The organism is Pseudomonas sp. WS 5078 (genome assembly GCF_012985745.1).
GTDB classification, from domain to species: domain Bacteria; phylum Pseudomonadota; class Gammaproteobacteria; order Pseudomonadales; family Pseudomonadaceae; genus Aquipseudomonas; species Aquipseudomonas lundensis_A.
Genome location: NZ_JAAQWX010000021.1, coordinates 1 through 25,684, shown reverse-complemented (window position 1 = coordinate 25,684; position 25,684 = coordinate 1). Strand labels below are relative to the sequence as shown.

Here is a 25,684-nt window from a genome sequence, read left to right as displayed (position 1 = left end):
ATCAGGTCGGTCGACAGTGCGACTCGCAAAGGGCCGCATTATATCGGCCCTGCGCCTTGGGTACAGCGTGTTTATACGATAGGCACACTCAATTGGACGGGTTACGCACTCATTGCCGATTAAATTCGTCCAAAACCGTGACCACCTGCTCAATTTGGCTGCGATTGACATCCAGGTGCGTCACCATCCGCAAGCGCGGCGCGGCGCTCAGCTTGATGCCGCGTTCGGCGGCAAAGGCTTTGAGCGCTTGGGCCCGGTCGCCCAGATCGACGTACACCATATTGGTTTGTACCGGTTCGACGGCATAGCCGCAGGCGCGCAGCCCGTCAGCCAGATGCTGCGCATTGGCATGGTCGTCCGCCAGGCGCTGCACCTGATGATCCAGTGCATACAAACCCGCCGCGGCCAATTGCCCGGCCTGACGCATACCACCACCGACCATTTTGCGCAGGCGTCGGGCCCGGGCAATCAATTCGGCCGAGCCGCACAGCACCGAGCCTACCGGCGCGCCCAACCCCTTGGACAAACACACCGAAACCGAATCGAAATGACGGGTAATGTCGGCTGCGTCCACCCCTGATTTGACCGCTGCGTTGTACAACCGCGCCCCGTCCAGGTGCAGCGCCAGCCCATGCTCACGGGTCAGGCGACTGGCCGCCGCCAGGTACTCAAGCGGCAGCACTTTGCCCTGCATGGTGTTTTCCAGTGCCAACAAGCGGGTACGGGCGAAATGGAAGTCATCCGGTTTGATCGCGGCCGCCACCTGCTTCAAGTCCAGCGACCCGTCGGTCTGCACCTCCAGCGGCTGCGGCTGGATAGACCCCAGTACCGCCGCCCCGCCGCCTTCATATTTATACGTGTGGGCCTGCTGCCCGACGATGTATTCATCGCCCCGCTCGCAATGCGCCATCAGCGCCAAGAGATTGCTCATGGTCCCGGTGGGCACGAACAGGGCCTGCGCAAACCCGAGCCTGTACGCCAACTCAGCCTCCAGGTGATTGACCGTCGGGTCTTCGCCATACACATCGTCCCCTAGCGGCGCGGCGGCCATGGCCGCACGCATGCCTGGCCCGGGTTGAGTCACGGTGTCACTGCGAAGATCGATAACAGTCATTGGAAGCCTCAGCCAAAGGAGATAAACACTGGATGCTAAGCGGTGAAATACCTGTCGAACAAGAGGAGTGCAGGTTATCGCGAGATTAATCAAACGGCATTGTCCGAGCCAGCCGATAAAATCATCAGAAATTTCGATGACCATTAGCAAAAAGCATCAATGCATCCCTGAAACATTTGTGATACAAAATGCCCGCCGCCAGAAAGGCTGGCGGCAACGTTCTCAGGGCGGGGTGTAACTCCCCACCGGCGGTAATTGCGCGCAATGCGTATAGCCCGCGAGCGCTTGGCAGGTCCGAAGGCTACGGCAGACGGCTTGGCAAGGTCAGCAGACCCGGTGTGATTCCGGGGCCGACGGTCATAGTCCGGATGAAGAGAGAACGGGATTGGCGCCAAAGGGCCGTCAGTCGGGCAGGCCAGTGTCGAGGTTACACACTCGTGCGGCCTGTCTGGACGCACCCTTAAATCCCATTCGATTCATATGCCCTGTTTTTCACACAAACAGGAGTCTGAACATGCAACCCACCGCAATCGACAGCAAAAGCAAAAACCACCACAACGAGCGCGTCGCGTTCATTCAGGCCAGCTGGCACAAAGAAATCGTCGATCAAAGCCGTAAGGGCTTTCTGGCCGAAATGCTGGAGCAGGGCTATCAGGAAAGTGACATCGACTTTTTTGAAGTCGGTGGCGCCTTCGAGATCCCGCTACACGCCAAGCTGCTGGCCAAGACCGGCCGCTATGCAGGCATTGTGGGTGCAGCCCTGGTGGTGGACGGCGGCATCTATCGCCATGACTTCGTCGCGCAGTCAGTGGTCAGCGGCCTGATGCAAGTGCAGCTGGAAACCGAAGTGCCTGTGTTCTCGGTCAGCCTGACCCCGCATCATTTCCACGCGGGCGAAGAGCACCAGAAATTTTTCTTTGACCACTTTGTGCACAAAGGCCAGGAAGCGGCAAAGACCTGCGTCGACACCTTGCAGAAAATCCGCAACATCAAGCGTCTCGATACCCAGCAAAAGCGCGCGGTATAACGCCTGAATTCCCGACTGACCATCCCCCGGTCAGTCGGGATTGCGCACTAACTATCTAAAGCACGCGTAAGCACTCAAAGCGTTTCAATCGTTATCAATGGGGTTGCCCCAGACGTTTGAACCACATGCTATGGAGCCTTACCTATGTGCCCTACCCCCCCTGCAGCGCCTGAGGGCCCTGAATTCCATATTGATGGCGCCAGCAAAGGCCCACCGGAGCTGACCGAAAAAACCGTCTCCAGCCCAACCCCCCATGTTGTGGAAACCACTACCAGAAGCCTGCTGCATCTGAGCGCGTATGTTTCGATCTTTCGTTACGTTACAGAGGGCGTGCTGTACGAACGGCCGGTCGATCGGCTGGAGTTTCGTACCTCTGCGCCACGTACGTCCCTGCTCGTCACCCAAGGGGAAAACGACACGATCATCGTTGACCTCAATCACCAGCGCTTCCACATTCGTCCCGCCAACACCCGACAGATCATTGAAATACACACATCCCAAGGTGATGACACGGTGTATATCGCCAGCGCATTCAAAAATCCGTTTCATATCGAAACCGGCGCTGGTAATGACACCGTCATCACCCACGCGAAAAAAACAAACATCCTCACCGGCGCTGGTAACGACATGGTGTTGACTGGCTCCGGGCGCAGTTATGTCAACACGGGCGTCGGCAACGACATCGTGAATGTCAGTGGCTCAGGCACCACTTCGGCTTATCTGGGCAGTGGCGCCGACTTTTTCCGGGGAGACGCTGGCAGGGTATTTGTGGATGGCGGCAAAGGTGACGATCTCATCATCGGTGGCCAGGGCCACAACATATTAAGTGGCAACGACGGGGACGACCTGATCACCGCAGGCCCGGCCACCAACGTGATCTACACAGGCGACGGGCAAAACATCATCGATAACCTCAAGGCCAGTGACCGGATCTACACGGGGAGTCAAATCACGTCCATTTCAGAAGGCGCGTACACGCCAGATAAGCAAATCGGAACGGTATTCAAGGTCACGTCGCAACCACTGTCCGAAACCGGTCTGATTATTGAAGGCAGCGACACCTTCACTGAGCGGGTTCAGGATGACCTCAGGTTATTGCTCGGCTCGGACAATGGCCACCAGCTGTTAAGGGCACTCACCAAAAGTATTCGTGACAGCAAGAAACCCATCACCATTCGTGAGTTCAAGCATGTTCGAAACGGCCTGTATGTCCCCACACTCAATGATGGCACCGCATTCGCTGCGTCGGGAAAGCCGGGCACTCGAACCTATGGCGGCACGGTTTTTTACAATCCAACCTACTCAGAATCCGAAGACGTGCCGCTCGCAGCGCTCTATCACGAACTGTGCCATGCCTATAACTTTGTGACAGGCTCGGTTTTCGGGGGCATGAGCCCTGACGGACACGGCGGGACCAAGTCCGCGCCGATGGTCAACAACCTCGAACTGCAGGTTGTGGGACTGCCTTGCAACATTGAACCGTTTGACTTCGACGATGACCCAGCCACCCCTGCCCGAGTGACCAACCCAACCCCCTACACCGAAAATGCGTTACTCGGGGAACTGGGCCTGCAACTGCGCAAAACCTACATTTATTACGCCAATGATTGATCCAGCAACGCTTCGGACGCGGGCTCAATAATGATCCCGGCGCGCAGACCAGTCTTGACCTTGGGATTGGGGAAGATAATCCGCGCGCCCTTCTCCTCAATGATCCAGCGGGTTTTCCCGGCATCTTCAGCCAGCAAATAACCTTTGGGCAACTCTGAAAAGTTCTCAACATCGGACGGCAAATGCAGAATAAACGCGTCACTTTCCTTAATGACTTCTCGCGCCACGCGAAACAGCTGCAAGCCGTCCAGCGACGCCTCGTCCAGTGACGGCTCAGTGCCCTCAATGATCTGTTTCAAACGTTGCTCAAGGCGCTCTACATTCACACTTGCGTTGCACCCAAACGGCCGCGCTTTACCTAACTCAAGGGTGAACGCCTCGGCATCCAGTTTTTCGCGGGTGAAAGCACTGAACACAATCGACGGCTTGTTTTGCAACAAAACCGCTTCCACGCCCGCCGCACGCAGGCGCACCAGTTCGCGACGCGACGGGACGCGATCTTTCTTAAACGGATACAGGGCAAATTGTTCGAGTTTCGAACCGCGAATCGCGGTGTGCAGGTCATAGTGCAAACGGGTGCGGTCCGGCTGGCTGTAAAACACCGTAGCCAAACGCTCCAGCTCACAAGCGCGCAGGGCTTCAGGGCCGCAGCTGCTTTCGTGACGGCCGTTAAACAGCCGGTTGAGGTCCTCCTCGACAAAACGCTCACCGGTGCGCATGGCACCCGGATTGCCGAACAAGAACAGAATGCGTGCACGCGGCTTGATGTCTCCACGTGCGATGCCGTGCAACAGGCGATCGAGCAGCTCGATCGGCGCTGTTTCGTTACCGTGAATGCCCGCTGACAACAGTAAATCCAGGCCAACGTCCTGGCCACTGGGCGGCGTAACATCCAGTGCGCCCTCACCTAGCCAGCGCAATCGCACGCCTTCGGCCGTCAGTTGAATTTTCTGGGCCGGTTCACGACCGGCCAGGGTCAGTTCAAGCAGTTTGCCGAGGGCGAGCATAGAGCATCCTTAATCAGTGATTACAGTCCGGGCCGTGGACGTGACCGTCTTCGTCATCGCTCATGTCAGCCGGTTCCATTTCCAGTTGCAGGCTCACCAGGTTGGTGGCCAGTGGACGCAACAGCAGGTTGGCATATTCGGCGTCGCCTTCTTCCACGTCTACACCGATCAACAACTGGCCGCGGCCGTCTTGCTGGATCCACAGCTCCTTGCCCTGCCACATGACCGCAACGCGGGTGCAGGACGTTTGCAATTGCGTGCCGTCGGTGTCTTCAAGGATCAGCTGCAGGGAATCGCTCATAGTTTCGTACTCAGTGGAAAGTGGAGTGGCCAGTACGGGCATCAACGCCCGTACAAAGCGGTGTTCAATTGATCTGGAATGGATAGACCGCGCCCAGTTTAAGGATTTGCGTCAGTTCATCCAGTGCCGTGCGGCATTCAAGCAACAACTGCGGATCCGCCAGATCGCTTTCGCGCAGCGCATCGCGGTAGTGCTTGTTCACCCAACGGGTGAGCGTGCCGTACAACGCGGGCGTCATGATAACCCCCGGATTGACCGCCGCCAGCTCTGTTTCTTTCAGTGCGACCCGCAGCCGCAGGCAAGCCGGGCCACCGCCGTTCTGCATGCTTTGCTTGAGATCAAAAACCTTGACCTCACGAACCGGTCCGCCGCAGGCGGTCAGGCTTTGCAGGTACTGCCAGACACGCGGGTTGCTGCGGCACTCTTCAGGCACGATCAGCAGCATCGAACCATCCGCACGGCTCAACAATTGGCTGTTGAACAGGTACGAGCGCACCGCATCTTCAACAGCCACCTGGTCGCGCGGCACACAAATGGACTGGAATTGCGCGCCACGTGCCTGCAGCTTGCCGTGCAACTCGGCCAGCACCTGGTCAGTGTTCAGGAAGGCATCTTCGTGATGGAACAACAGTTCGCCATTGCCTACCGCAATGACATCGTTATGGAACACACCCTGGTCAATGACCGCCGGGTTCTGCTGCGCAAACACGACGCCCGCCTCACTCAGGCCGTGCAGGCGCGCCACCGCTTGAGAGGCCTCAAGCGTCTGGCGTGCCGGGTATTTCTGAGGTGCCGGATAACGGCTGTCGAAGGCGCTGCGTCCATACACAAAGAACTCGACGCCGGCTTCGCCGTAGTCCCGGCAGAAACGGGTGTGGTTTGCCGCACCTTCATCACCAAATTGCGCCACGGCCGGCAAAGCCGCGTGGTGGGCAAAATACTGAGGGTCCGCAAACATCGCCCCCAACACACGGCTGGTGGTCGGGTGTTCAATACTGCGATGAAACTTGCAGTTGAGGTTGGCGGCGGTGAAATGCACCCGCCCGTCGGCCGTGTCGGCACTCGGGCTGACCGTCGCCGCGTTGGCCACCCACATGCTTGATGCCGAGCAACTGGCTACCAGCAACGGCATGGCGTCTTTGGCCGCTTTTTGAATGACCTGAGCATCGGTGCCGCCAAACCCCAGGCTGCGCAAGGCAGCCACGTCCGGGCGCTCTTGCGGGGCCAGAACGCCCTGGACAAAGCCCATGTCCATCAGCGCTTTCATTTTTTCCAGGCCTTGCAGCGCGGCTTCCTTGGGGTTGGAAGCCTGCTGGCTGTTGCTCTGGGACGCGACGTTGCCGAAGGACAACCCGCCGTAGTTATGGGTCGGCCCCACTAAACCGTCAAAATTGACTTCAAAGGACTTCATCAGCGAGGCTCCGGCAAACGGTTTTATAAGCATTTCGAAATTACAAACGTACGCCCGGCGTCAGCGCCGCTGGCAACGCGAGCATCGGCGTTTCGAGCGAGGCCACCGGGTAGGCGCAATAATCGGCTGCGTAATACGCACTGGCACGGTGATTACCCGACGCGCCGATTCCGCCAAAAGGTGCGCTGCTGGCAGCCCCCGTCAATTGCTTGTTCCAGTTGACGATACCGGCACGGCTTTCGAGCCAGAACTGCTGATAACGCGCTTCGGAATCGGAAAGCAAACCGGCTGCCAGACCAAAGGCCGTGTTATTGGCCTCTGCAATCGCGGCGTCGAAATCGGCATAACGGATCACTTGCAGCAACGGCCCGAACAACTCTTCATCGCTGCGCTCGCTGACTTCGGTCACATCAATGATGCCCGGCGTCAGCAACGCGGCATTGCTGTCCGGCTGACTCATTTCAAGCAGAGCCACTGCCCCGGAACCGAGCAACACTTCTTGGGCATCCATCAAGGCCCGCGCGGCTTGCAACGAAATAACCGACCCCATGAACGGTGCAGGCTGCTGATCGAACGCGCCCACCTCGATGCGCTGACTGACCTCAACCAGACGCGTCAGCAAGCTGTCGCCCCAGACGCCTTCAGGCACCAATAAGCGGCGGGCGCAGGTGCAACGCTGACCCGCTGAAATGAACGCTGACTGAATGATGGTGTACACCGCCGCTTCGACGTCAGCCACCTGATCGACCACCAGCGGGTTATTGCCGCCCATCTCCAGCGCCAGGATTTTGTCCGGGCGACCGGCAAACTGTTGATGCAGTGCGTTACCGGTGCGGCTCGACCCCGTAAAGAACAGGCCATCGATACCCGCATGGGCCGCCAGCGCAATGCCCGTATCGCGCCCGCCTTGCAGCAAGTTCAGCACCCCCGCTGGCAGACCGGCTTCGATCCAGCACTTGACCGTCAGCTCGGCCACTTTCGGTGTCAGCTCGCTCGGCTTGAACACCACGCTATTGCCGGCCAGCAAGGCCGGAACAATGTGACCGTTAGGCAGGTGCCCAGGAAAGTTGTACGGACCGAACACCGCCACCACGCCATGCGGCTTGTGGCGCAACACGGCCGTGGCGTCACCCAGCGGGCCGCTTTTCTCGCCCGTGCGCTCGCGGTAGCTTTGAACCGAAATCGCCACCTTGTTAATCATGCTGGTGACTTCAGTCGCCGACTCCCACAACGGCTTGCCGGTTTCTTCACCGATACAGCGCGCCAACGCGTCGGCATTGGCCTTGAGGCTGGCGGCAAAGGCCTCCAGAACTGTCAGTCGCGCTTCAAAAGAACGCTTGGCCCACCCCGCAAAAGCCTGACGTGCTGCGTTGACGGCGGCATTCACCTGATTGGCATCGGCGCCCTGGCCGGACCACAGCACCTGCTGGGTCACTGGGTTCAGCGACTCAAAGGCTTCGCCCTGCCCGTTTTGCCACGCGCCTGCGATGTACAACGTGCTCATTATTTTTTCTCCCGTGGGGCCACTGGCTGGGCGGATAACGTCACCGCGCGCACTTGATCGCCCGCGCTCAATTGCAGGCGTTTGGCAGTCAGCGGATCGACCACCAGCGTGCCCGCAGCCAGACGCGCCGCAGCCGCCGTGATGCGGCAGTCCTCGCGCTTGCGGTTGTGAATCAGGTAAGGCGTGGCGTCGTCGCCGGGCGTGCCAATGGCCAGCACCAGCGCTTCGCTTTCGCGCACGGCCCGGATCTTGTCCGTCTCGCACTCCACTGCCGGGCCTGCGTCAAAAATATCGACGTAGCCCTGATAGCTGAACCCTTCGCTTTTGAGCATATTCAGGGCCGGCTCGGTGTGGGTGTGCACCTTGCCGATCACGGCCCGCGCGTCTTCGGACAGGAAACAGGTGTACACGGGAAACTTGGGCATCAGTTCAGCGATAAACGCTTTGTTACCGACCCCGGTCAGGTAATCGGCCTGGCTGAATTCCATTTTGAAGAAGTGCCGACCCAAGCTTTCCCAGAACGGAGAACGCCCGGCTTCATCAGACATGCCGCGCATTTCAGCAATGATCTTGTTGCCAAACAGCTCCGGGAACTCGGCGATAAACAGCATCCGCGCCTTGGCCAGCAAGCGCCCATTCAGGCCGGTGCGGTGCCCCTCACCCAGAAAGAGCGAGCACAGCTCGGAATTGCCGGTCAGGTCGTTGGCCAGGAACAGCGTCGGAATTTCGCGGTAAATATTCAGTTCTTGCGACGCGCTGACGGTCAGTCCGACGCGGAAGTTATACCAGGGCTCACGCAGGCCCACGGCGCCAGCAATGGCCGAAATACCGACCACTTTGCCGTCGTCGTCTTCCAGCACAAACAGGTAGTCGGCATCGCCGCGCTCAGCTTCGCCGCGGAAGGTTATCTCGGCCCAGGTCACGCGGTGCAGCAGGCGCTCTTCATTGGCGGGCAGCGTGGTCAGACCGGTCCCTGTGCTACGGGCCAGTTCGATCAAGGCAGGTAAATCGCTGTTGCGTACAGGGCGAACGATCATGCTATCTCCTCATGCAGGGCTCGCTGACGAACCCCGCGAAACTCGCTCAAAGGCGTTAAACCGCAACCACTCGCACGCTGGCACCTTCGCCAACGCCCAGGGCTTCGGCCGCTTCCAGGTCCAGCGTGACCGGCTTGCCCGGCGCCCAATCGAGCTCCATCAGCACCGCGCGGTAGTCCTGGAGCTGCGCATTGGCCACCAGATATTGGCGGCCACCGCCTTTGCACAATTCACCGATTTTCACCGGCACCACGCGGCTTTGCGCAATCGAACGAATACCGGACACCCGCGCATGCAGGGTCGGGCCGCCGTCGAAAATGTCGATGTAATGATCGGTTTCAAAGCCTTCGCGCATCAGGATGTCGAAGGTGATCTGTGCCCGTGGATGCACTTGCCCCATGGCTTCTTGCGCGGTGTCAGGCAACAGCGGTACGTAGATCGGGTAATGCGGCATCAGCTCGGCGAGGAAGGTACGGCTCTTCAGCCCGCACAAGCGCTCGGCGGCAGCGTAGTTGAGGTCAAAGAAGTTGCGGCCGATAGCATCCCAGAACGGCGAGTCACCGTTTTCGTCGCTGTAGCCGACGATTTCCGTCACAACCGAGTCGGCAAACCGCTCGGGATGGTTGGCAACGAACAGCAGGCGGCCACGGGAATTGAGTTCGGAAAAAGCCGAACCCACCAGCTCCGGGACCACGTAAAAACTGGTCAGCAGGCTGTTACCGGTAAGGTCGTGGCACTGCGACAGCACATGAATCTTGTTGTGAATCTTCAGCTCGCGGGAGGCGTGGACGAAGGTCTCGTTACGGAAGCTGTAGAACGGCTCCGAGTAACCGGCCGATGCCACGATGGCCGAACAGCCCACCAGCGTGCCGGTGGCGGTGTCTTCGAGGACAAAGAAATAACTTTCTTCGCCATTGAAACTCACCTCGGCGGCGAACGATGCCTCGGACGCGGCGATCTTGTCGCGCAGGCGTTCCACATCGTCCGGCAATGAAGTGACACCAATCGGGCTGTCCGCAGCCAGACGCTGTACCTCGCCCAGGTCAGCCATTTGCGCAGGGCGCATCACCAGCATGGTGTCACTCCTTAATTCTTGAAATAGAAAGAAACGAAGAAACCCTGACGGGAAGCATGCACGCTCCCGTCAGGGGTGCCGATCAGGCTTGGGTCAGCTTCTGCACTGCGCGTTCAAAGCGGTCCAGACCGTCTTTGATGTCGGCCTCGTCGACCACCAGGCTCGGGGCAAAACGCACCACGTCCGGGCCAGCTTGCAGGATCATCAGGCCTTCCTTTTCGGCGGCATTGAAGATGTCCTTGGCCTTGCCTTTCCAGGCATCGCTCAATACGCAGCCGATCAACAGGCCCAGGCCACGCACGTGCGTGAACAGGCCGTACTGCTGACCGATCGCTTCAAGACGGGTCTTGAACTGGTCGTGTTTGGCTTTCACGCCGTCCAGCACGTCAGGCGTGTTGATCACATCGATTACAGCATTGCCCACCGCGCACGCCAGCGGGTTACCGCCGTATGTGGTGCCGTGGGTGCCGACAACCAGGTGCTTGGCCAGCGCTTCAGTGGTCAACATCGCTGCAATCGGGAAACCGCCGCCCAGGCTTTTAGCGCTGGTGAGGATGTCCGGGGTCACGCCATAGTGCATGTAGGCAAACAGCTCGCCCGTACGGCCCATGCCGGTTTGCACTTCATCAAACACCAGCAGCGCGTTGTGTTGATTGCACAGGTCACGCGCGCCTTGCAGGTAAGCCTGCTCGGCAGGCAGCACACCGCCCTCGCCCTGTACCGGCTCCAGCACAACGGCGCAGGTCTTGTCGGAAATGGCCGCTTTGAGCGCGTCCAGATCGTTGAACGGCACGTGGGTGATGCCGGTGATTTTTGGCCCGAAGCCATCGGAATACTTCGACTGCCCGCCCACGTTAACAGTGAACAGGGTCCGCCCGTGGAAGCTGTTGAGCGCGGCAATGATTTCGTATTTTTCAGGACCAAAGCGGTCGTGGGCCACACGACGTGCGAGCTTGAAAGCTGCTTCGTTGGCTTCAGCGCCCGAGTTGCAGAAGAACACGCGCTCGGCAAAGGTCGAATCCACCAGTTTTTTGGCCAGGCGCAGTGCCGGCTCGTTGGTGAACACATTGGACACATGCCACAGGTTGTTGGCCTGCTCAGTCAACGCCCCGACCAGTGCCGGATGCGCATGGCCCAATACGTTAACGGCAATGCCGCCCGCGAAGTCAATCAGCTCGCGACCCGACTGATCCCATACTCGGGAACCCGCACCGCGCACAGGAATGAAGGCGGCAGGTGCGTAGTTAGGCACCATGACCTGATCGAAATCGGCGCGTTGCACCGGGGCTTGCTCAACGGACATCGGAGTCTCCTGAAGAGGAACGCCTGCCTAAACTGGCGAGCGATGGGAGGATTGTAAGGACACGTGGGCATCACGCCTTGCCGCCAAGCGACAACTTCTTATAGCGCTCAACCACGATTTTCTCAGGCTTTCGGCAATGCGACATATTGCGTCACAAAGGCGCAGTTTAAACGCTGAGCACGCTTAACGGCAGCGCCACGTCAGGTTGATTTTCAGAGGCTTGGACACGGGCACTCAGCCCCAACCCCTTCACGGCGCACCTGGGGCTATTTTTTTATCCCTTGATCGCATAGTTGCGATCTGTTGGGTGCGGCTTTAAGCAGGTATTTGCGCTTTTTATCAGTGACACCGGGGCCGATCTTTAGGGCTCTTACCCGCTGATCAATGAGTGAATCAATGCCTGATGCCATCAATGCCGCTTCCCCCCCTCCAACCCCCACCGCAGCACCTGTACTGGCTCACCAGCGACTGATTGAACGTACGCTGCCTGACTGGCTGGTGCAGGCCCCCGAGGCAGCGCGCCAAACACTCAGGCAGATCAAGCCCGCGCCCGCGCATTGGCCGCCCGAGTTACCTCACGCACAACGAACAGCCCTTAACCAAGCCCACGTTGCGCACTGGAAATCCCATCACGCCACTCGCCAACACCTCGACACGCTCACGGACATTGAGGCATTCGCCACTTCTTTGCTGCGAGAGGCACTAATACGCCAGTACGCCATTGACCCCGCACTGGACCTCAAGGCCACCTTCATCAACCTGTATATCCCGCTGACCACGCCCCTCTTGAACATCCCGACCGGCGCCGTCAAAAACTGGCGCACGTCCATGCTGGGGGCTGCCCTGCATAATTTTGAAGCGTTTGAGGGCGAGCCGGGTGCACATACTGGGGACTCGGGCTTCATTTCAAAACCGACCCCCAGCGGGCAATTTCACGTGCTGCATGGGTTAACCCGGCAACTGCCCGTGCCAGGCTTCATCCAACTGTGCCGCCAACTGGACATTGGCCGACAGTACAAAGCGCATCTGGACAACGCGCTCGGCCTGACGGATCGCCGCAAAGCGCTCGCGCTCAAAACCGCTGTACGCGACTACGCAAAAAACGCGCTGGCAGCCTGCGCCCATCGCGCAGAGGCGCACGGCCAGATTCCCCCCAGCCAGCAGGCGTCCCTCAACGACCTGGGCGAAGTCCGGGGCTGGACCCGTGCCGGCCCGGCCCCGCTGTACCCGCACAGCATGACCTTGCTGGGCAAAACCTTGACCGGGGTCCTGATTTTCAGTGCTCATCGGGTTTTGCCGTCGGCCAACAGCGAAATCATTGCTTACGTGCCGGATGATCCACTGAACCCGCTCAAACGCTACGCCTCAATGGCTGACTTCGTTGCCCAGCTCGCCCTCCAATTACGCGCCCCCCTGTACCAGCAGTACTTCTGCCGCTTCATCGACCACCAGCATGTGGGCGAGTTTTTCGCTGATTTAAAACGCGCTCTGTTTCACATCACCGCAGACCCGCCTTCCCTTCCCGAGGGACAAGGCTGGCCCGAGGATTACCCCCTCGACATTCGCACCCGCGTGATTGAACACCCCGTACTGGAGTACACCCTGAGCGACATCCCTCAGGATTTCGACGAGTACCTGTTTGAGGAGAAGCGCCGCAAACTGCTGGCCGACGCGCCCCTGATTGCGGTCAGCACCGACGCCGAAGACCAGAAAACGCGCCATGACCGGCAGGCGCGTTTGAAGAAAGTCGGGGAATGGGCACTCAATGGACTCGAAATGGTCGGTGCCATTTTCGTCCCGGGTCTCGGGGAGTTGATGCTCTTGCAAATGGCCTATCAAATTCTGGATGACACGTATGAGGGCATCAAAGACTGGACCGAAGGCAAAACCCTGGAAGCGTGGGATCATCTGTTTAATGTGGTTTCAAGCCTGACCCAGGCAGGCGCATTGGCGATTGGCGGCAAAATTGCCGGTGACGCGCTCACTCCGTTTATTGCGCGCTTAAAACCCGTCACCCTGCCCACCGGTGAAAGCCGTCTGTGGGAACCGGACCTCGCCCCCTACGCCCACACCGCACCGTTACCCGAGCATGTGCCGGTTAACGACAGCGGCTTGCAGCTGCACGAAGAAGCCCAGTTTTTAACCCTGGACGATCGCACCTATCGTGTGGAACAAGAAGCCCGCACCCAGCGCTTGCGCATCAAACACCCCTCCCGCACACGGGCGTACTCGCCCCGCTTGCGGCACAACGGTACGGGCGCATGGTCGGCAGAAACCGAGCAGCCGCTGTACTGGGATGACGTGACATTATTTCAACGCCTGAGCCCGACCGCCGCCAGGCTACCGGCGGACCAAGCCTCACGCCTGCTGGCCCTCACCGACACCGGGCCCGATCTGCTGCGCCGCCTTCATGTGGACGCTCTGCCCACCCCCCCCTTACTGGCTGACAGCATTTCACGCTTCGTGATCGAGGGCGAAATCCAAGGCTTTATCGACGACATGGAAAGCCTGGACCCGCTGGTACAGCAACAGGCACACACTCAGACACAACTGCAGCTGTTAACCCACCGCGACCTGTGGAATGTGCCCAAAGGGTTAAGGGTCGTCAGTGAAAGCGGCGAAGTGATGGCCGATTACCCGCCGGCCTCCGGTTCATCAGAGCGCCTGCAGGTCCGTCACAGCCGGGTGCGTGAGGGCCATTTATTGGAGGACGTGTTGCAGGCTCTGGATGAGCCAGATGCCAAAACGTTACTGGCCATCGACCCCGCGTTTGGTGATCCGCTGCCGGATACGCCCCTTCAAATCAGTCGGTTGCGCACCCTTTTGGCTGAACTGGCTCGCCGCCAGCGTGTCGAGTTATTCAAGTCCCACTATGCGTCAGCGTCACCGGCCACTAATGACGAAATACGCGTGTTGCAGGCGGCCTGTCCCGAGCTGCCCACAGCGGCGGCTCAGGCATTGATCTGGAATGCCCGGGGTGACGAACTGCTGCAACTGCTCAATCAACGCACCCTGGCGCCCCGCTTGCATACCCAGGCCTTGCAGCTCCTGCATGAATCACGCGTCAACCGCACCTACGAAGGGTTATTCCTCGATTCCACGTCCAGCCCGCAGACCGAATGGCTGATATTGAACACGATCGAATCCCTCCCCGGCTGGTCAAAAGCGCTGCGCCTGGAGGTTCGCCAGGACCACTTTGACGGCCTTCTGCTTAACAGCCTCGGGGATGAGCAGGCCGCTGTACGCAAGGTATTGATCAAATCTGAAAACCGCTACAGCGCCCGGGATGCTGAAGACCGGGAATTACATGGCCCCGACGACCTCTATGCCGCGGTGCTGCATGCGTTGCCGGATGCCGAGCGCAATCAATTGGGCTTCCCGCATGTCGGTCAGGGGAGTGATTTGAAACGTGCCGTTCGCCACCATCCCCTCCTGCCACGTCACAGGGTCAGCGCACAGATTGAACCCGCCCGCACCGTGCTGGATATAGACCCTCTCGCGAATCTGCCACAAACCGCCCGCGACTACCCCCTGTTGGGCGCCGATGCCCCCGGTTCCGCACCCGACCCGCTCGACCAGCGGGTGTATGAGCTGTACCCCAGCCTGAATATCAGGGAGCGGGCACGGATCATCCGGGGCCTGCCCACAGACCGGGTTCAGGCCCATCAGGCACTGACCGATCTGGGGCAAGCGTTGCAGGGCTTACGTGATGACCTCGAAGCCTGGACCCTTGACGCACCTGCGGTGAATCAGCGTACAGGGGAGTTACTCCCACCGAGTCAGCGCGTGGCCAATGTTCAGGACCGCCGTGCATTCAGCCGTGAACTGGAGCGTTGCTGGCGTCATCAAACAGCGTTCGACAACCACTATGCCGACCCTGAACGTGATGGCTTTGAACTGACATTCACACGGTTAATAGTCGACAGCATGCCGCCAGTCAACGCTGATTTCAGCCATGTGACGTTTCTTTACTTGCGAGGCTTCGGGCCTGTGACCGGGGTGGATGAGTTTCTTCAGCGCTTCCCGCGAGTGCGTGTATTGCAACTCCAAGGGTTTGAGCTGGACGTGCTGCCCGAGTCGATTTTTTCGATGCCCAACCTCACCGATATCCACCTCGAAAGCAGCGCAATCACCTTAACCCCTGAGACAGCCCAGAGGCTGGCGGGAATGGAGCGTCTGGAGTACATCGACCTGGATGACAACCCGCTCAATGTCACGCCCGACTTCAGCAGCATGACAAATTTGAACACCCTGCACTTGAGCAACACCGAACTGACGGAGTTCCCGCTTTCCGTGCTGGACCTGCCGGGGCTGGAGGTGATTGATTTGAGTGAAAACCTGATTATTGAGTTGCCCGAAGCGCTGTTTGAGGCCCCCGCCTCCATCACCCAAGGCCTCGACCTGCAAGGCAATCCGCTGTCAGTGACCAGCCTGAATCGCGTTCGCGACTATTTCGCTCAAACAGGCCTGGACATGAACATCGAGCTGGACGTTGACGTCCCGGAGGAGGCGCCGGATATCGAAGAGTGACCCTCAACCACGCTCGGCGGGCGCAGAGGACAACTCAAACGGGCTGCTGCTGCGGCGTTGATTACGATCTTCACGCGGTGTGGCGCCAAAGAAATTGCGGTAGGCGCTAGAGAAGTGCGGCCCGGACGAAAAGCCGCACGACAAACCGATCTGGATGATCGACTTGCTGGTCTGCATCAGCATTTGCCGGGCCTTGTTCAGGCGCAACTCAAGGTAGTACTGGCTTGGGACGCGATTGAGGTATTGCTTGAAGATCCGCTCCAACTGCCGACGGGATACGCACACATGCTGAGCGATTTCGTCGGTGGTCAAGGGTTCTTCAATATTGGCTTCCATCAGCAACACCGCTTGCGTCAGCTTGGGGTGACTGGAACCCAGACGGTTCTGCAACGGAATGCGCTGGCGTTCGCCGCCTTCACGGATGCGTTCCACCACCAGCTCTTCGGACACAGCCCCCGCCAGCTCGGCACCGTGGTCGCGGGCCAGCACAGCAAGCAACAGATCCAGCACCGACATCCCGCCGCAGGCACTTAGGCGGTCGCGGTCCCAGTCAAACAGGTGACTGGTGGCAATCACCTTGGGGAAGCGCTCGGCAAAATCATCCTGCCAACGCCAGTGCACGGCTGCGCGATAGCCGTCCAGCAACCCCAATTGTGCCAGCGGATAAACACCCGCCGACAACCCGCCAATCACGCACCCGGCCCGCACCACTTGCTTAAGGGCAGTACTCAGCGCCGGCGCCACCGAAAGCGGCGGCTCATCGGCCAGCAAAAACAGCTTCTGGCAGCCTTCAATCTTTCCGCCCCACGGCTCACCGGGCAAACGCCACTCGCCTTCTACAGGGGGTTCTGCTTGTAGAAACAGCAACTCGTAAACGACTTCCGGGTGCACGCGCTGGGCAACACGCAACGCCTCTTCGGCCAGCGCCAGGGTCAAGGCTTTGGTGCTGGGCCAAATGAGGAAACCAATTCGATGGGCGGTCATAGCGTGCTATCCGGAACGAAAACGAGAGTGAGAAACCACATACGCCAGACACTGAACCAGGCCAGCCGCGCACGGTGCGGAGCATGACCTATTTTGGTGCACAGCGGCAGTCTTGAAATCGCAGTTACTTCAGGCTACCTGAAAGAAACTGCTGCAAACGTTCACATTTCGGGTTGACCAGAACTTCGCGCGGGTCGCCGCGCTCTTCGACGATCCCTTTGTGCAGAAACACCAGTTGGTTCGACACTTCGCGGGCAAAGCCCATTTCGTGCGTTACCACCACCATGGTGCGGCCTTCAAGGGCGAGGTCCTGCATGACCTTCAACACATCACCCACCAGCTCGGGGTCAAGGGCCGACGTCGGTTCGTCGAACAACATGACTTCCGGCTCCATGGCCAGCGCCCGGGCAATCGCCACACGCTGCTGCTCACCGCCGGACATATGGCCCGGGTAAGCATCCTTGCGATGAGAAACACCGACCTTGTTGAGGTAATGCTCGGCTTTTTCCCGCGCCTCGATTTTGGACATGCCCAGCACATGCACAGGCGCTTCCATGATGTTTTCCAGCGCAGTCATGTGCGACCACAGGTTGAAATGCTGAAACACCATCGACAGGCGCGAACGCATGCGTTGCAGCTGCTTGGGATCCGCGGCTTTGAGGCCGCCGTCCTTGTTGGCGATCAACTTCAGCTCTTCGCCATTGAGCAAGATTTTGCCCGCGTGCGGCTGCTCAAGCAGGTTGATGCAACGCAAAAAGGTACTTTTACCGGAACCGCTGGAACCGATGATGCTGATCACATCGCCTGCTTTGGCGGCCAGCGAAACGCCTTTGAGCACTTCGTGACTGCCGTAGCGTTTATGCAGGTCTTGGACTTCAAGTTTGTACATGCTGTCGGTTCTCACAGAAACAGTCAGTCGTTGAGCAAGCGCCCGTGGCGCAGAGGCTCGCGCCCCGCCACTTTGGCCAGCCAGAAACCGGGTTGCGCATAGCGCAGGCGCTCAACGGCAAACAGCACACCGGCCGTACCTGCGCATACCGTACTCACCCGGTCGGATAAAGGATCAATCACTTCGAACAGCGGCTCGCCCACTTCAACCCAGGCGCCCGCCGGACGTAAAAAACTCACCACACCGGGGTGCGGTGCAAACAACAACTCAGTCCCCTCGAAAGGCATGCCTTCACACGCTTCATGTTGCGCAGCCGGCCATTGCCCGCCGATCAGCCCCTGCTCGGCGAGAAACGCCAGAACCCCTTCGGCATAGCGCTGCGCCTCCTCACGACCGGTGTCTGCCTGCCCGCCCAGCTCCACAGTGGTGGCCATGCAGGCCAGCGGAATTTGCGCGTCGCCAAAGTGACGCTGCAAACGCAACCAGGGCAAGGAACACGCCTCGTCAAAAGAGCTACCGCCCGAGTCTTCAGCCAGCAAACCAACACGCACATTCAGGTGCGCGGCCAGCGAGCGCCACTGCGGCCAATGCTGGGGCAAGGCGTACATGTGCAAGGCCGCTTCGGCATCGCAATGCAGGTCGAGCACCACGTCAGCATCGCAGGCGTGATTCAGGAGCACACGCTGCATGCCTTGCAACTGAGTGGTGGCAGCTGGCAATTCAGCTAACACGTCGCGCATGGCCTGACGGATCAGGTGAACATTCGCTCGCGGGTCATCCCCGAGGCGCCCTTCAAGCCGTGCAGCCACCGGCGCACTCAGCTCGACAAAGTCGCGGTTGAAGTTCTTGCCGCTGCCGCACTCAAAACGCCCCTGGTGATTGCCTTGCAGCAATTGCCCGAGCCCGAGCGGATTGGCCACGGGTACCAGTTCGATCACGCCGTTCAACAGCCCTTGAGCTTCCAGTGCACTCAAGCGCTTTTTCAGCTCCCAGGCGCAGCGCATGCCAGGCAACTCGTCCGCATGCAAGCTGGCCTGAATGTAGGCCTTGCGCTCTCCCGCGCCAAAACGAAACACCGACAGATGACGCTCGGTGCCCAGGCTGCTCCAGGGCAATGGATGATCGATACGTTCCATGGGTCAGGCCTTGCGCGGGGCCATGTAGCCCAACCAGCGGCGCTCGGCCATTTTGAACAGGCGCACCAGAATGAACGTCAGGCACAAGTAGAAAACACCGGCAGTGATGTAGGCCTCGAACGGCAAATAGTACTGCGCATTCACGGTACGCGCGGCGCCCGTAATGTCGATCAGGGTGACGATGGACGCCAGACTGGTGGTCTGCAACATCATGATGACTTCGTTGCTGTACTGCGGCAGCGCCCGGCGCATGGCAGACGGCAACAGAATGCGGCGGTACATTTTGCCGCGCGACATGCCCATCGCCTTGGCCGCTTCGATTTCGCCGTGGGGTGTGGCCTTGAGACTACCGGCGATGATTTCGGCGGTGTAAGCGCTGGTGTTGATGGCAAACGCCAAACAGGCGCAGAAGGTTGCACTGGACAGCAACGACCACATAAAGCTCTCACGAACGGTCTCGAACTGAGCCAGCCCGTAGTAGATCAGGAACAGTTGCACCAGCATCGGCGTGCCGCGAATCACATAGGTGTAGAGCCAGGCCGGAAAGTTGACCAGCGGCTGCTTGGAGACGCGCATCAACCCCAGTGGCACTGCCACCAACAAGCCGAAGAACAGTGAAATACCCAGTAACTTGAGGGTTTCCAGCAGGCCATTAAGGTACAGCGGCATGCTGTCCCAAATGACGTTGTAGTCGAAGATCATAGATCAGCCGCCTTAACGCCTACCGAGTAGCGCTTCTCAAGTTGTCGCAACGCCAGCAGCGATACGCTGGTCAACACCAGGTACATCGCCGCGACGGCCAGAAAGAAGGTGAAAGGTTCGCGCGTGGCATCTGCCGCCTGCTTGGCCTTGAACATCATGTCTTGCAACCCGACCACCGAGATCAGGGCCGTGGCTTTGGTTAACACCAGCCAGTTGTTGGTAAAGCCCGGAATCGCGAGGCGAATCATCTGCGGCACCAACACCCGGAAAAATACTTGAAAACCGCTCATCCCATACGCCATCCCCGCTTCCGCCTGTCCTTTGGGAATGGCCATGAAGGCACCCCGAAACGTTTCGGACAAATACGCGCCAAAGATAAAACCCAAGGTGCCGATACCGGCCGCCAACGGGTTCAAATCGATGTAGTCGTCATAGCCCAGCAGGGGCGCGACGCGGTTCAGCAAGTCCTGACCACCGTAGAAAATCAGCAGGATCAGCACCAGATCGGGAATGCCGCGGATGACTGTGGAATACAAATCGCCCAACCAGGCCAGCCAGCGCACCGGCGACAGGCGCAAAGAAACACCGATCAGACCTAGAACAATGGCCAGGGCCATGGACGACAAGGCGAGCTGAAGCGTCAACCAAGCGCCATCGAGGATGACAGCCCCGTAGCCTTTCAACATGATTCAGGTCCTCAAAATTTGGATGAAAAAATGGCGCAAACTTCAGAATTCCTGTTGCTTGCGCCATTTCGGACAGGGTGCTGCGATGACTTACTGCGCGTCGGCGCCGTAAATATCGAAGTCGAAATATTTGTCCTGGATCTGCTTGTACTTGCCGTTTTCACGGATACCGGCGATGGCCTTGTTGATCTTGCCTTTCAACGCATCGCCCTTGCGTACCGCGATGCCTACGCCGTCACCAAAGTATTTGACGTCGGTAAATTGCGGGCCTACGAACGCGTAACCTTTACCTGCGTCGGTTTTCAGGAAACCGTCTTGCAGCAGGGTGGCGTCGGCAACGGTGCCATCCAGGCGACCGGCTTGTACGTCCAGGTAGATTTCGTTCTGCGAACCGTAAGGAACAACAGTGGCCCCTTTAGGCGCCAGCACTTCCTTGGCAAAGCGGTCGTGGATCGAACCACGTTGCACACCGATTTTCTTGCCTTTGAGTTCATCCAGGCTGTCGCTGACGGCAGTGCCTTCCTTCATCACCAGGCGTGCTGGAGTGAGGTAGTAACGCTGGGTGAAGTCAACGGATTTTTGGCGATCTTCGGTGATGGACATCGAGGACAGGATGGCGTCGATCTTGCGCACTTTCAGCGCAGGGATCAGCCCATCGAACTCTTGCTCAACCCAAACGCACTTGACCTTCATCTCTTCGCACAGGGCGTTACCGATGTCGTAGTCAAAGCCGACAATGCTGCCATCCGGTGCCTTGGAGGCAAACGGAGGGTAAGCAGCTTCAATACCAATTTTCAGAGGTTTTTCATCAGCAAAAGCCTGCAGGGACAGCACAGACAGTGCCAGGGCGCCAAGAAGCACGAGTTTCTTCATCTTAGGACTCCATCGGTAAAGGGCAAAAAATGCAGAGTGAGCCTGAGCCCAATATGCGGAGGTTAAACCGGGAATGCGGCGCCACGTCCTACTGGCGTTGTGCTGAGGTCAGCACAACAACGACGAGCGAGTGATCGGCATTCTAACGACAGGCTTCAAGCCGTTATTTCTTCAATGCGACAACTAATTACAAATGCACCGAGAAAGGCGACTCCAGGCATTGACAGCTCTTCAAAATCATGCAAGAGCAAAAGGTGCAGAACCTATATGAGTTGCAAATAGCGGGCCTATTATTCGCAAAGCCTTCTATTCCGGCAAGTGCAGCGTTTCATCTAATTTATTTGGCCCGCAAAAGCTGCGCCAAAACAGTGCTCTTCGTTTCGCAAAGCCCCGTTTCCGTGCGCCCGGTTACATCAGCGGTAACACCTTACACAGGCTTCTCGCCTGTACAAAACAAAAAGCCCCGCCTGACTGTGCCAGGCGGGGCTTTTACGATGCGGCCACGCGTTACGCGACCTTCATGCCTTTGTGGGTTTCAATCAAATGCTGCACCACGCCCGGATCTGCCAGCGTCGAGATATCCCCCAGCCCGTCGTACTCACCCGTGGCGATCTTACGCAGAATGCGACGCATGATTTTGCCCGAGCGGGTTTTCGGCAGGCCCGGCGCCCACTGAATGACATCCGGCGAAGCGATAGGACCGATCTCCTTGCGCACCCAATTCTTCAACTCCTGGCGCAACGCTTCGGACGGCTCTTCCCCGCCATTCAACGTGACATACACATAAATGCCCTGCCCCTTGATGTCGTGGGGCACGCCCACAACAGCCGCTTCGGCCACTTTAGGGTGCGCAACCATCGCGCTTTCAATTTCCGCGGTGCCCATGCGGTGCCCTGAGACGTTGAGTACGTCATCCACGCGACCGGTGATCCAGTAATAGCCGTCTTCATCGCGGCGCGCTCCGTCACCGGTGAAATACATGCCACGGAACGTCTTGAAATAGGTGTCCACAAAGCGGTCGTGATCGCCGTACAGGGTGCGCGACTGACCCGGCCATGAATCGAGGATCACCAGGTTGCCTTCGGTAGCGCCTTCCAGGATGTTGCCCAGGTTATCCACCAACGCTGGCACGACACCAAAGAATGGCCGTGCAGCCGACCCCGGCTTGAGCGCATGCGCACCCGGCAACGGGCTCATCAGACAGGCACCGGTTTCGGTCTGCCACCAAGTGTCAACGATCGGGCAGCGCTCTTTGCCGACAGTCGTGTAGTACCAGTTCCAGGCTTCCGGGTTGATCGGCTCGCCCACCGAGCCCAGCAAACGCAGACTGGAGCCGTCTGCATCCTTAACAGCTGCCTGACCTTCGGCCATCATCGCGCGAATAGCTGTCGGCGCGGTGTAGAGGATGTTGACCTTGTGCTTGTCGATGATTTTCGATACGCGGGTAATGTCCGGGTAATTCGGCACCCCTTCAAACAGCACCGTGGTGGCACCGTTGGCCAGCGGCCCGTAGACAATATAGGTATGACCGGTGACCCAGCCCACGTCGGCCGTGCACCAGTACACCTCGCCCGGACGGTAATCGAACACACGCTCATGGGTCAGGGCCGCATACAGCAGATAGCCACCGGTGGTGTGCTGTACGCCCTTGGGTTTGCCGGTGGAACCGGAGGTATAAAGGATGAACAACGCTTCTTCTGCACCCATCTCTTTTGGCGCGCAGTGCGTTGAGGCGACAGCCATCAGGTCGTGGTACCAGATGTCACGGTGTTTGTACCAGGCAATATCACCGCCAGTACGCTTGAACACGATGATCTTTTGCACACTGGAGGTGTCAGGATTGGTCAGCGCTTCGTCGACATTGGCCTTGAGGGCCGTGCGCTTGCCGCCGCGAATACCTTCGTCGGCGGTAATGACCACTTTGGATTTACAGTCGATGATACGACCGGCAAGCGCTTCAGGTGAGAAGCCGCCAAACACAACCGAGTGAATCGCGCCGATGCGGGTACAAGCCAGCATGGCAACGACCGCCTCGGGCACCATCGGCATGTAGATCGTGACCACGTCGCCACGGTGCACGTCCTGACCGCGCAAGGCGTTCGCCAGTTTGCACACTTCTTCGTGCAATTCACGGTAGGTAATGTTGCGTTGCTCGGAAGGGTCATCGCCCTCCCAGATAATCGCCACTTGATCGCCACGCTCGGCAAGGTGTCGATCCAGGCAGTTGTAAGACACGTTGAGGGTGCCGTCGGCAAACCATTTGATATCGACATGGTGATCGTCGAAAGAGGTCTGCTTGACCGTAGTAAAAGGCTTGATCCAGTCGAGACGCTTGGCCTGCTCGCGCCAGAAACCATCCGGATTGACGACAGATTGCTGGTACATCGCCTTGTACGTCGCCTCATCGGTCAACGTGTTGGCTGCGACCTCGGGGCGTACGGGATACAGGGAAGCTGCACTCATGTTCCACACCTCAATTTTTTTGTAGTTGTTGTTTTATGACCCTGTTGTAGCCGGGCCACCGCGTGAGTTCCATTCGACGTTGGTAGTAAGAAACCAGCCTGAAAAGCGTCATTTATAGGCAGAAGGCTCAAGCTCGGTACTTACAGCCCCTCACCCTGCAAAACGACGCACCGCGAAGCGCCCTTGACGCCCTGTTTTCGGCGATTGTTGCAGAATCTGTCAACAGTCTTTATCAAAACGCCCTCTATATGCAGGCCCGGTGCAGGCATAAAATTCCTCTCGCCAACCAAGGCACCGCGATTAACACACGTTACAGCCCCCACGAAGGCACGCTTAGTCGCACTTAACTTTTTAAGTTTCACACGTGGCCTCATAAGGGCTACGTGACCCCACTCGACCAAAAACAGGTACCCCTGAAATGAAAGCGTTGTTAGTTCTGGCCCTCAGCAGTGTGTGTTTAACCGCCATGGCCGATACATCAAACACCCCGGTTTCCAACCCGCAACCTGCCGTTGAACACTATTCCTACTCTTCCGAACTGGACATTGCCAAAGTTATCTCAATGACTGAAGTGCCCAACGTTTGCGAAGTCGTACCGGCACAGATGGTTTACGAAGACTCCCACGGCATGCAGCACACCCTGGAATACCGCGTTATGGGTAATGGCTGCTCTAACGGCTAACTTGCTGTTTTAAATTAAAACGACAACTTCTTTATTCAGGGCGCAACGTTAACAGCACACTAGGTTTACAGGTGATGCGTTAATACCCGCCAGTAACAACTCAGGACACGCGTAAATGAAACGCTCACTGGTATTGGCTTTTAGTCTATCGGTATTGGCAAGTGCTGCCTTTGCAGCAGATGGTTATGACCGCACTCATTCAGCAACTTTCGTTGAAGACGGCTATGACAACACTCGCTCGGCCTCCTTTGCCGAAGACGGCTACGACAACACCCGCTCGGCTTCATTTGCCGAAGATGGTTATGACCGCACCAATGGTCATCGCTTGAGCTGATACCGCGAGTGACTTAACGCCCGGTTTTAACCGGGCTTAGTCCCCCGAATGGGAAATGCCTGCCCCCTCCCCACCGCTGCGCACCTCGCGCGCTCCTCGCCAAGCCCCACGCAAAAAAAATCCGCCCAGTCAAACCCTCGCCCAGCCGCAGCCTCGCCCAAGTCCACCTGAAAATCAGGGCATTTCGTCGCATCCGCAAAAAAAAACTGGCTGAAATACCCTGTACAAAACCCGTATACTGCCGCCGTCAAAAGGGCTTGATATATCCCCTTCACGGGTTATAAACCCACGCTGCTCCGGCCCAAGGCCAGGCTGCGATGCACAAACCACTGCATCCCCTCAGCGACAGCGGGCCAACCCTACGAATACATTCATGTTTTTGCGTGCGCTTACCGCTGCTGCAAGCAACATTCCTTAGATCCAAACGGCCAATGGCCGTGTGACAACCCAACTATTAAGCGTTATCACACGGGCGTCAGGCCCTCACGCAGGAGACGACACGTCATGCTGAGCTGGGACGAATTCGATAAAGAAGATGAAGGCGAAGTCGCCGTCAAAGGCGCCAATGCCGGTCACGCAACCGAAGCCAACATGGACCGCCTGGACACCGCCGGCGGCGTTGCGGCGCTAGAAGCTCGCGCTGTCACGGCCACTGACTCCGAGGCTATCAAGCGTGCCAAGGCAGCCTTGGACAACCTCGACATCGCTGAAGGTCTGGCCGAACTCGAAGGCGCCAGCGCCCGTGTCGCCGTTGATGAAAAGATGATGATCAACTGCCGCGCCGACCTTAACCAGCTCGTGCCGTTCAAGTACGACTGGGCCTGGCAGAAGTACCTCGACGGCTGCGCAAACCACTGGATGCCGCAAGAAGTCAACATGACCGCCGACATCGCCCTCTGGAAAAACCCGGAAGGCCTGACTGACGACGAACGCCGCATCGTGATGCGCAACCTGGGCTTCTTCTCCACCGCCGACTCGCTGGTTGCCAACAATCTGGTACTGGCCGTGTACCGCT

The 25,684-nt window shown here is 58.5% G+C and carries 21 protein-coding genes and 1 riboswitch; of the genes, 6 read left to right on the top strand and 15 right to left on the bottom strand.

Annotated elements, in window-relative coordinates:
* Positions 1–109: 109 nt before the first annotated feature.
* Positions 110–1,114 (bottom strand): low-specificity L-threonine aldolase, encoded by a 1,005-nt coding sequence (gene ltaE / locus HBN68_RS21225; RefSeq protein ID WP_169966045.1) that lies wholly within the window; start codon positions 1,112–1,114, stop codon positions 110–112.
* Positions 1,115–1,328: 214 nt separating this feature from the next.
* A riboswitch (FMN riboswitch) is annotated at positions 1,329–1,499 on the top strand.
* Between the two features lie 129 nt (positions 1,500–1,628).
* On the opposite strand from ltaE, the gene HBN68_RS21220 reads away from it, so the two are divergent.
* Both HBN68_RS21220 and HBN68_RS21215 read left to right on the top strand, forming a co-directional pair.
* On the top strand, positions 1,629–2,141 hold the full coding sequence (locus HBN68_RS21220; protein ID WP_094993815.1) for a 6,7-dimethyl-8-ribityllumazine synthase: 513 nt from the start codon (positions 1,629–1,631) through the stop codon (positions 2,139–2,141).
* 144 nt (positions 2,142–2,285) lie between these two features.
* Complete coding sequence (locus HBN68_RS21215) at positions 2,286–3,752, top strand: M91 family zinc metallopeptidase (protein WP_169966047.1); 1,467 nt, start codon at positions 2,286–2,288, stop codon at positions 3,750–3,752.
* Here HBN68_RS21215 and astE read toward each other — a convergent pair.
* The 7 genes from astE to HBN68_RS21180 all read right to left on the bottom strand — a co-directional run bounded on the left by astE (position 3,737) and on the right by HBN68_RS21180 (position 11,390).
* Complete coding sequence (gene astE, locus HBN68_RS21210) at positions 3,737–4,759, bottom strand: succinylglutamate desuccinylase (RefSeq protein WP_169966049.1); 1,023 nt, start codon at positions 4,757–4,759, stop codon at positions 3,737–3,739. The two genes, HBN68_RS21215 and astE, sit on opposite strands and share 16 nt — an antisense overlap.
* A gap of 13 nt (positions 4,760–4,772) precedes the next feature.
* Complete coding sequence (locus tag HBN68_RS21205) at positions 4,773–5,060, bottom strand: hypothetical protein (protein ID WP_047276959.1); 288 nt, start codon at positions 5,058–5,060, stop codon at positions 4,773–4,775.
* Positions 5,061–5,124: 64 nt separating this feature from the next.
* On the bottom strand, positions 5,125–6,471 hold the full coding sequence (gene astB / locus HBN68_RS21200; RefSeq protein WP_169966051.1) for an N-succinylarginine dihydrolase: 1,347 nt from the start codon (positions 6,469–6,471) through the stop codon (positions 5,125–5,127).
* A gap of 40 nt (positions 6,472–6,511) precedes the next feature.
* The gene (astD, locus tag HBN68_RS21195; RefSeq protein ID WP_169966064.1) at positions 6,512–7,978 is read right to left on the bottom strand and encodes a succinylglutamate-semialdehyde dehydrogenase; all 1,467 of its coding nucleotides are present in this window, start codon (positions 7,976–7,978) and stop codon (positions 6,512–6,514) included.
* Positions 7,975–9,012, bottom strand: coding sequence for an arginine N-succinyltransferase (astA, locus tag HBN68_RS21190; protein ID WP_169966053.1), 1,038 nt, complete (start codon positions 9,010–9,012; stop codon positions 7,975–7,977). Before astA ends, astD begins: the two co-directional genes overlap by 4 nt.
* 55 nt (positions 9,013–9,067) lie before the next feature.
* Entirely contained in the window at positions 9,068–10,087 is a 1,020-nt protein-coding gene (aruF, locus tag HBN68_RS21185; RefSeq protein WP_094993809.1) for an arginine/ornithine succinyltransferase subunit alpha, read from the bottom strand.
* Between the two features lie 82 nt (positions 10,088–10,169).
* Positions 10,170–11,390, bottom strand: a complete 1,221-nt coding sequence (locus tag HBN68_RS21180) for an aspartate aminotransferase family protein (RefSeq protein WP_094993808.1) — start codon at positions 11,388–11,390, stop codon at positions 10,170–10,172.
* Between the two features lie 396 nt (positions 11,391–11,786).
* Here HBN68_RS21180 and HBN68_RS22345 point away from each other — a divergent pair, with 396 nt between their 5' ends.
* Positions 11,787–15,920, top strand: coding sequence for a leucine-rich repeat domain-containing protein (locus tag HBN68_RS22345; RefSeq protein WP_169966055.1), 4,134 nt, complete (start codon positions 11,787–11,789; stop codon positions 15,918–15,920).
* Between the two features lie 3 nt (positions 15,921–15,923).
* Here HBN68_RS22345 and argR read toward each other — a convergent pair whose 3' ends face one another.
* The 7 genes from argR to acs all read right to left on the bottom strand — a co-directional run bounded on the left by argR (position 15,924) and on the right by acs (position 23,653).
* Entirely contained in the window at positions 15,924–16,904 is a 981-nt protein-coding gene (gene argR, locus HBN68_RS21170; protein WP_094993806.1) for a transcriptional regulator ArgR, read from the bottom strand.
* Positions 16,905–17,028: 124 nt separating this feature from the next.
* The gene (locus tag HBN68_RS21165; RefSeq protein ID WP_094993805.1) at positions 17,029–17,793 is read right to left on the bottom strand and encodes an ATP-binding cassette domain-containing protein; all 765 of its coding nucleotides are present in this window, start codon (positions 17,791–17,793) and stop codon (positions 17,029–17,031) included.
* Between the two features lie 23 nt (positions 17,794–17,816).
* Complete coding sequence (locus tag HBN68_RS21160) at positions 17,817–18,929, bottom strand: succinylglutamate desuccinylase/aspartoacylase family protein (protein WP_094993804.1); 1,113 nt, start codon at positions 18,927–18,929, stop codon at positions 17,817–17,819.
* Positions 18,930–18,932: 3 nt separating this feature from the next.
* Entirely contained in the window at positions 18,933–19,631 is a 699-nt protein-coding gene (locus HBN68_RS21155; protein WP_169966057.1) for an ABC transporter permease, read from the bottom strand.
* Positions 19,628–20,317, bottom strand: a complete 690-nt coding sequence (locus HBN68_RS21150) for an ABC transporter permease (protein ID WP_094993802.1) — start codon at positions 20,315–20,317, stop codon at positions 19,628–19,630. Before HBN68_RS21150 ends, HBN68_RS21155 begins: the two co-directional genes overlap by 4 nt.
* Positions 20,318–20,407: 90 nt before the next feature.
* Complete coding sequence (locus HBN68_RS21145; RefSeq protein WP_094993801.1) at positions 20,408–21,190, bottom strand: ABC transporter substrate-binding protein; 783 nt, start codon at positions 21,188–21,190, stop codon at positions 20,408–20,410.
* A 507-nt stretch (positions 21,191–21,697) separates the two neighbouring features.
* Positions 21,698–23,653, bottom strand: coding sequence for an acetate--CoA ligase (gene acs, locus HBN68_RS21140; protein ID WP_094993800.1), 1,956 nt, complete (start codon positions 23,651–23,653; stop codon positions 21,698–21,700).
* Positions 23,654–24,071: 418 nt separating this feature from the next.
* On the opposite strand from acs, the gene HBN68_RS21135 reads away from it, so the two are divergent.
* The 3 genes from HBN68_RS21135 to HBN68_RS21125 all read left to right on the top strand — a co-directional run.
* Positions 24,072–24,335, top strand: a complete 264-nt coding sequence (locus HBN68_RS21135) for a DUF2790 domain-containing protein (protein WP_094993798.1) — start codon at positions 24,072–24,074, stop codon at positions 24,333–24,335.
* A gap of 115 nt (positions 24,336–24,450) precedes the next feature.
* Positions 24,451–24,669, top strand: a complete 219-nt coding sequence (locus HBN68_RS21130; RefSeq protein WP_094993797.1) for a heme utilization protein — start codon at positions 24,451–24,453, stop codon at positions 24,667–24,669.
* 504 nt (positions 24,670–25,173) lie between these two features.
* Positions 25,174–25,684 (top strand): ribonucleotide-diphosphate reductase subunit beta (locus tag HBN68_RS21125; protein ID WP_169966059.1); only part of this gene is annotated, 511 nt, incomplete at its 3' end.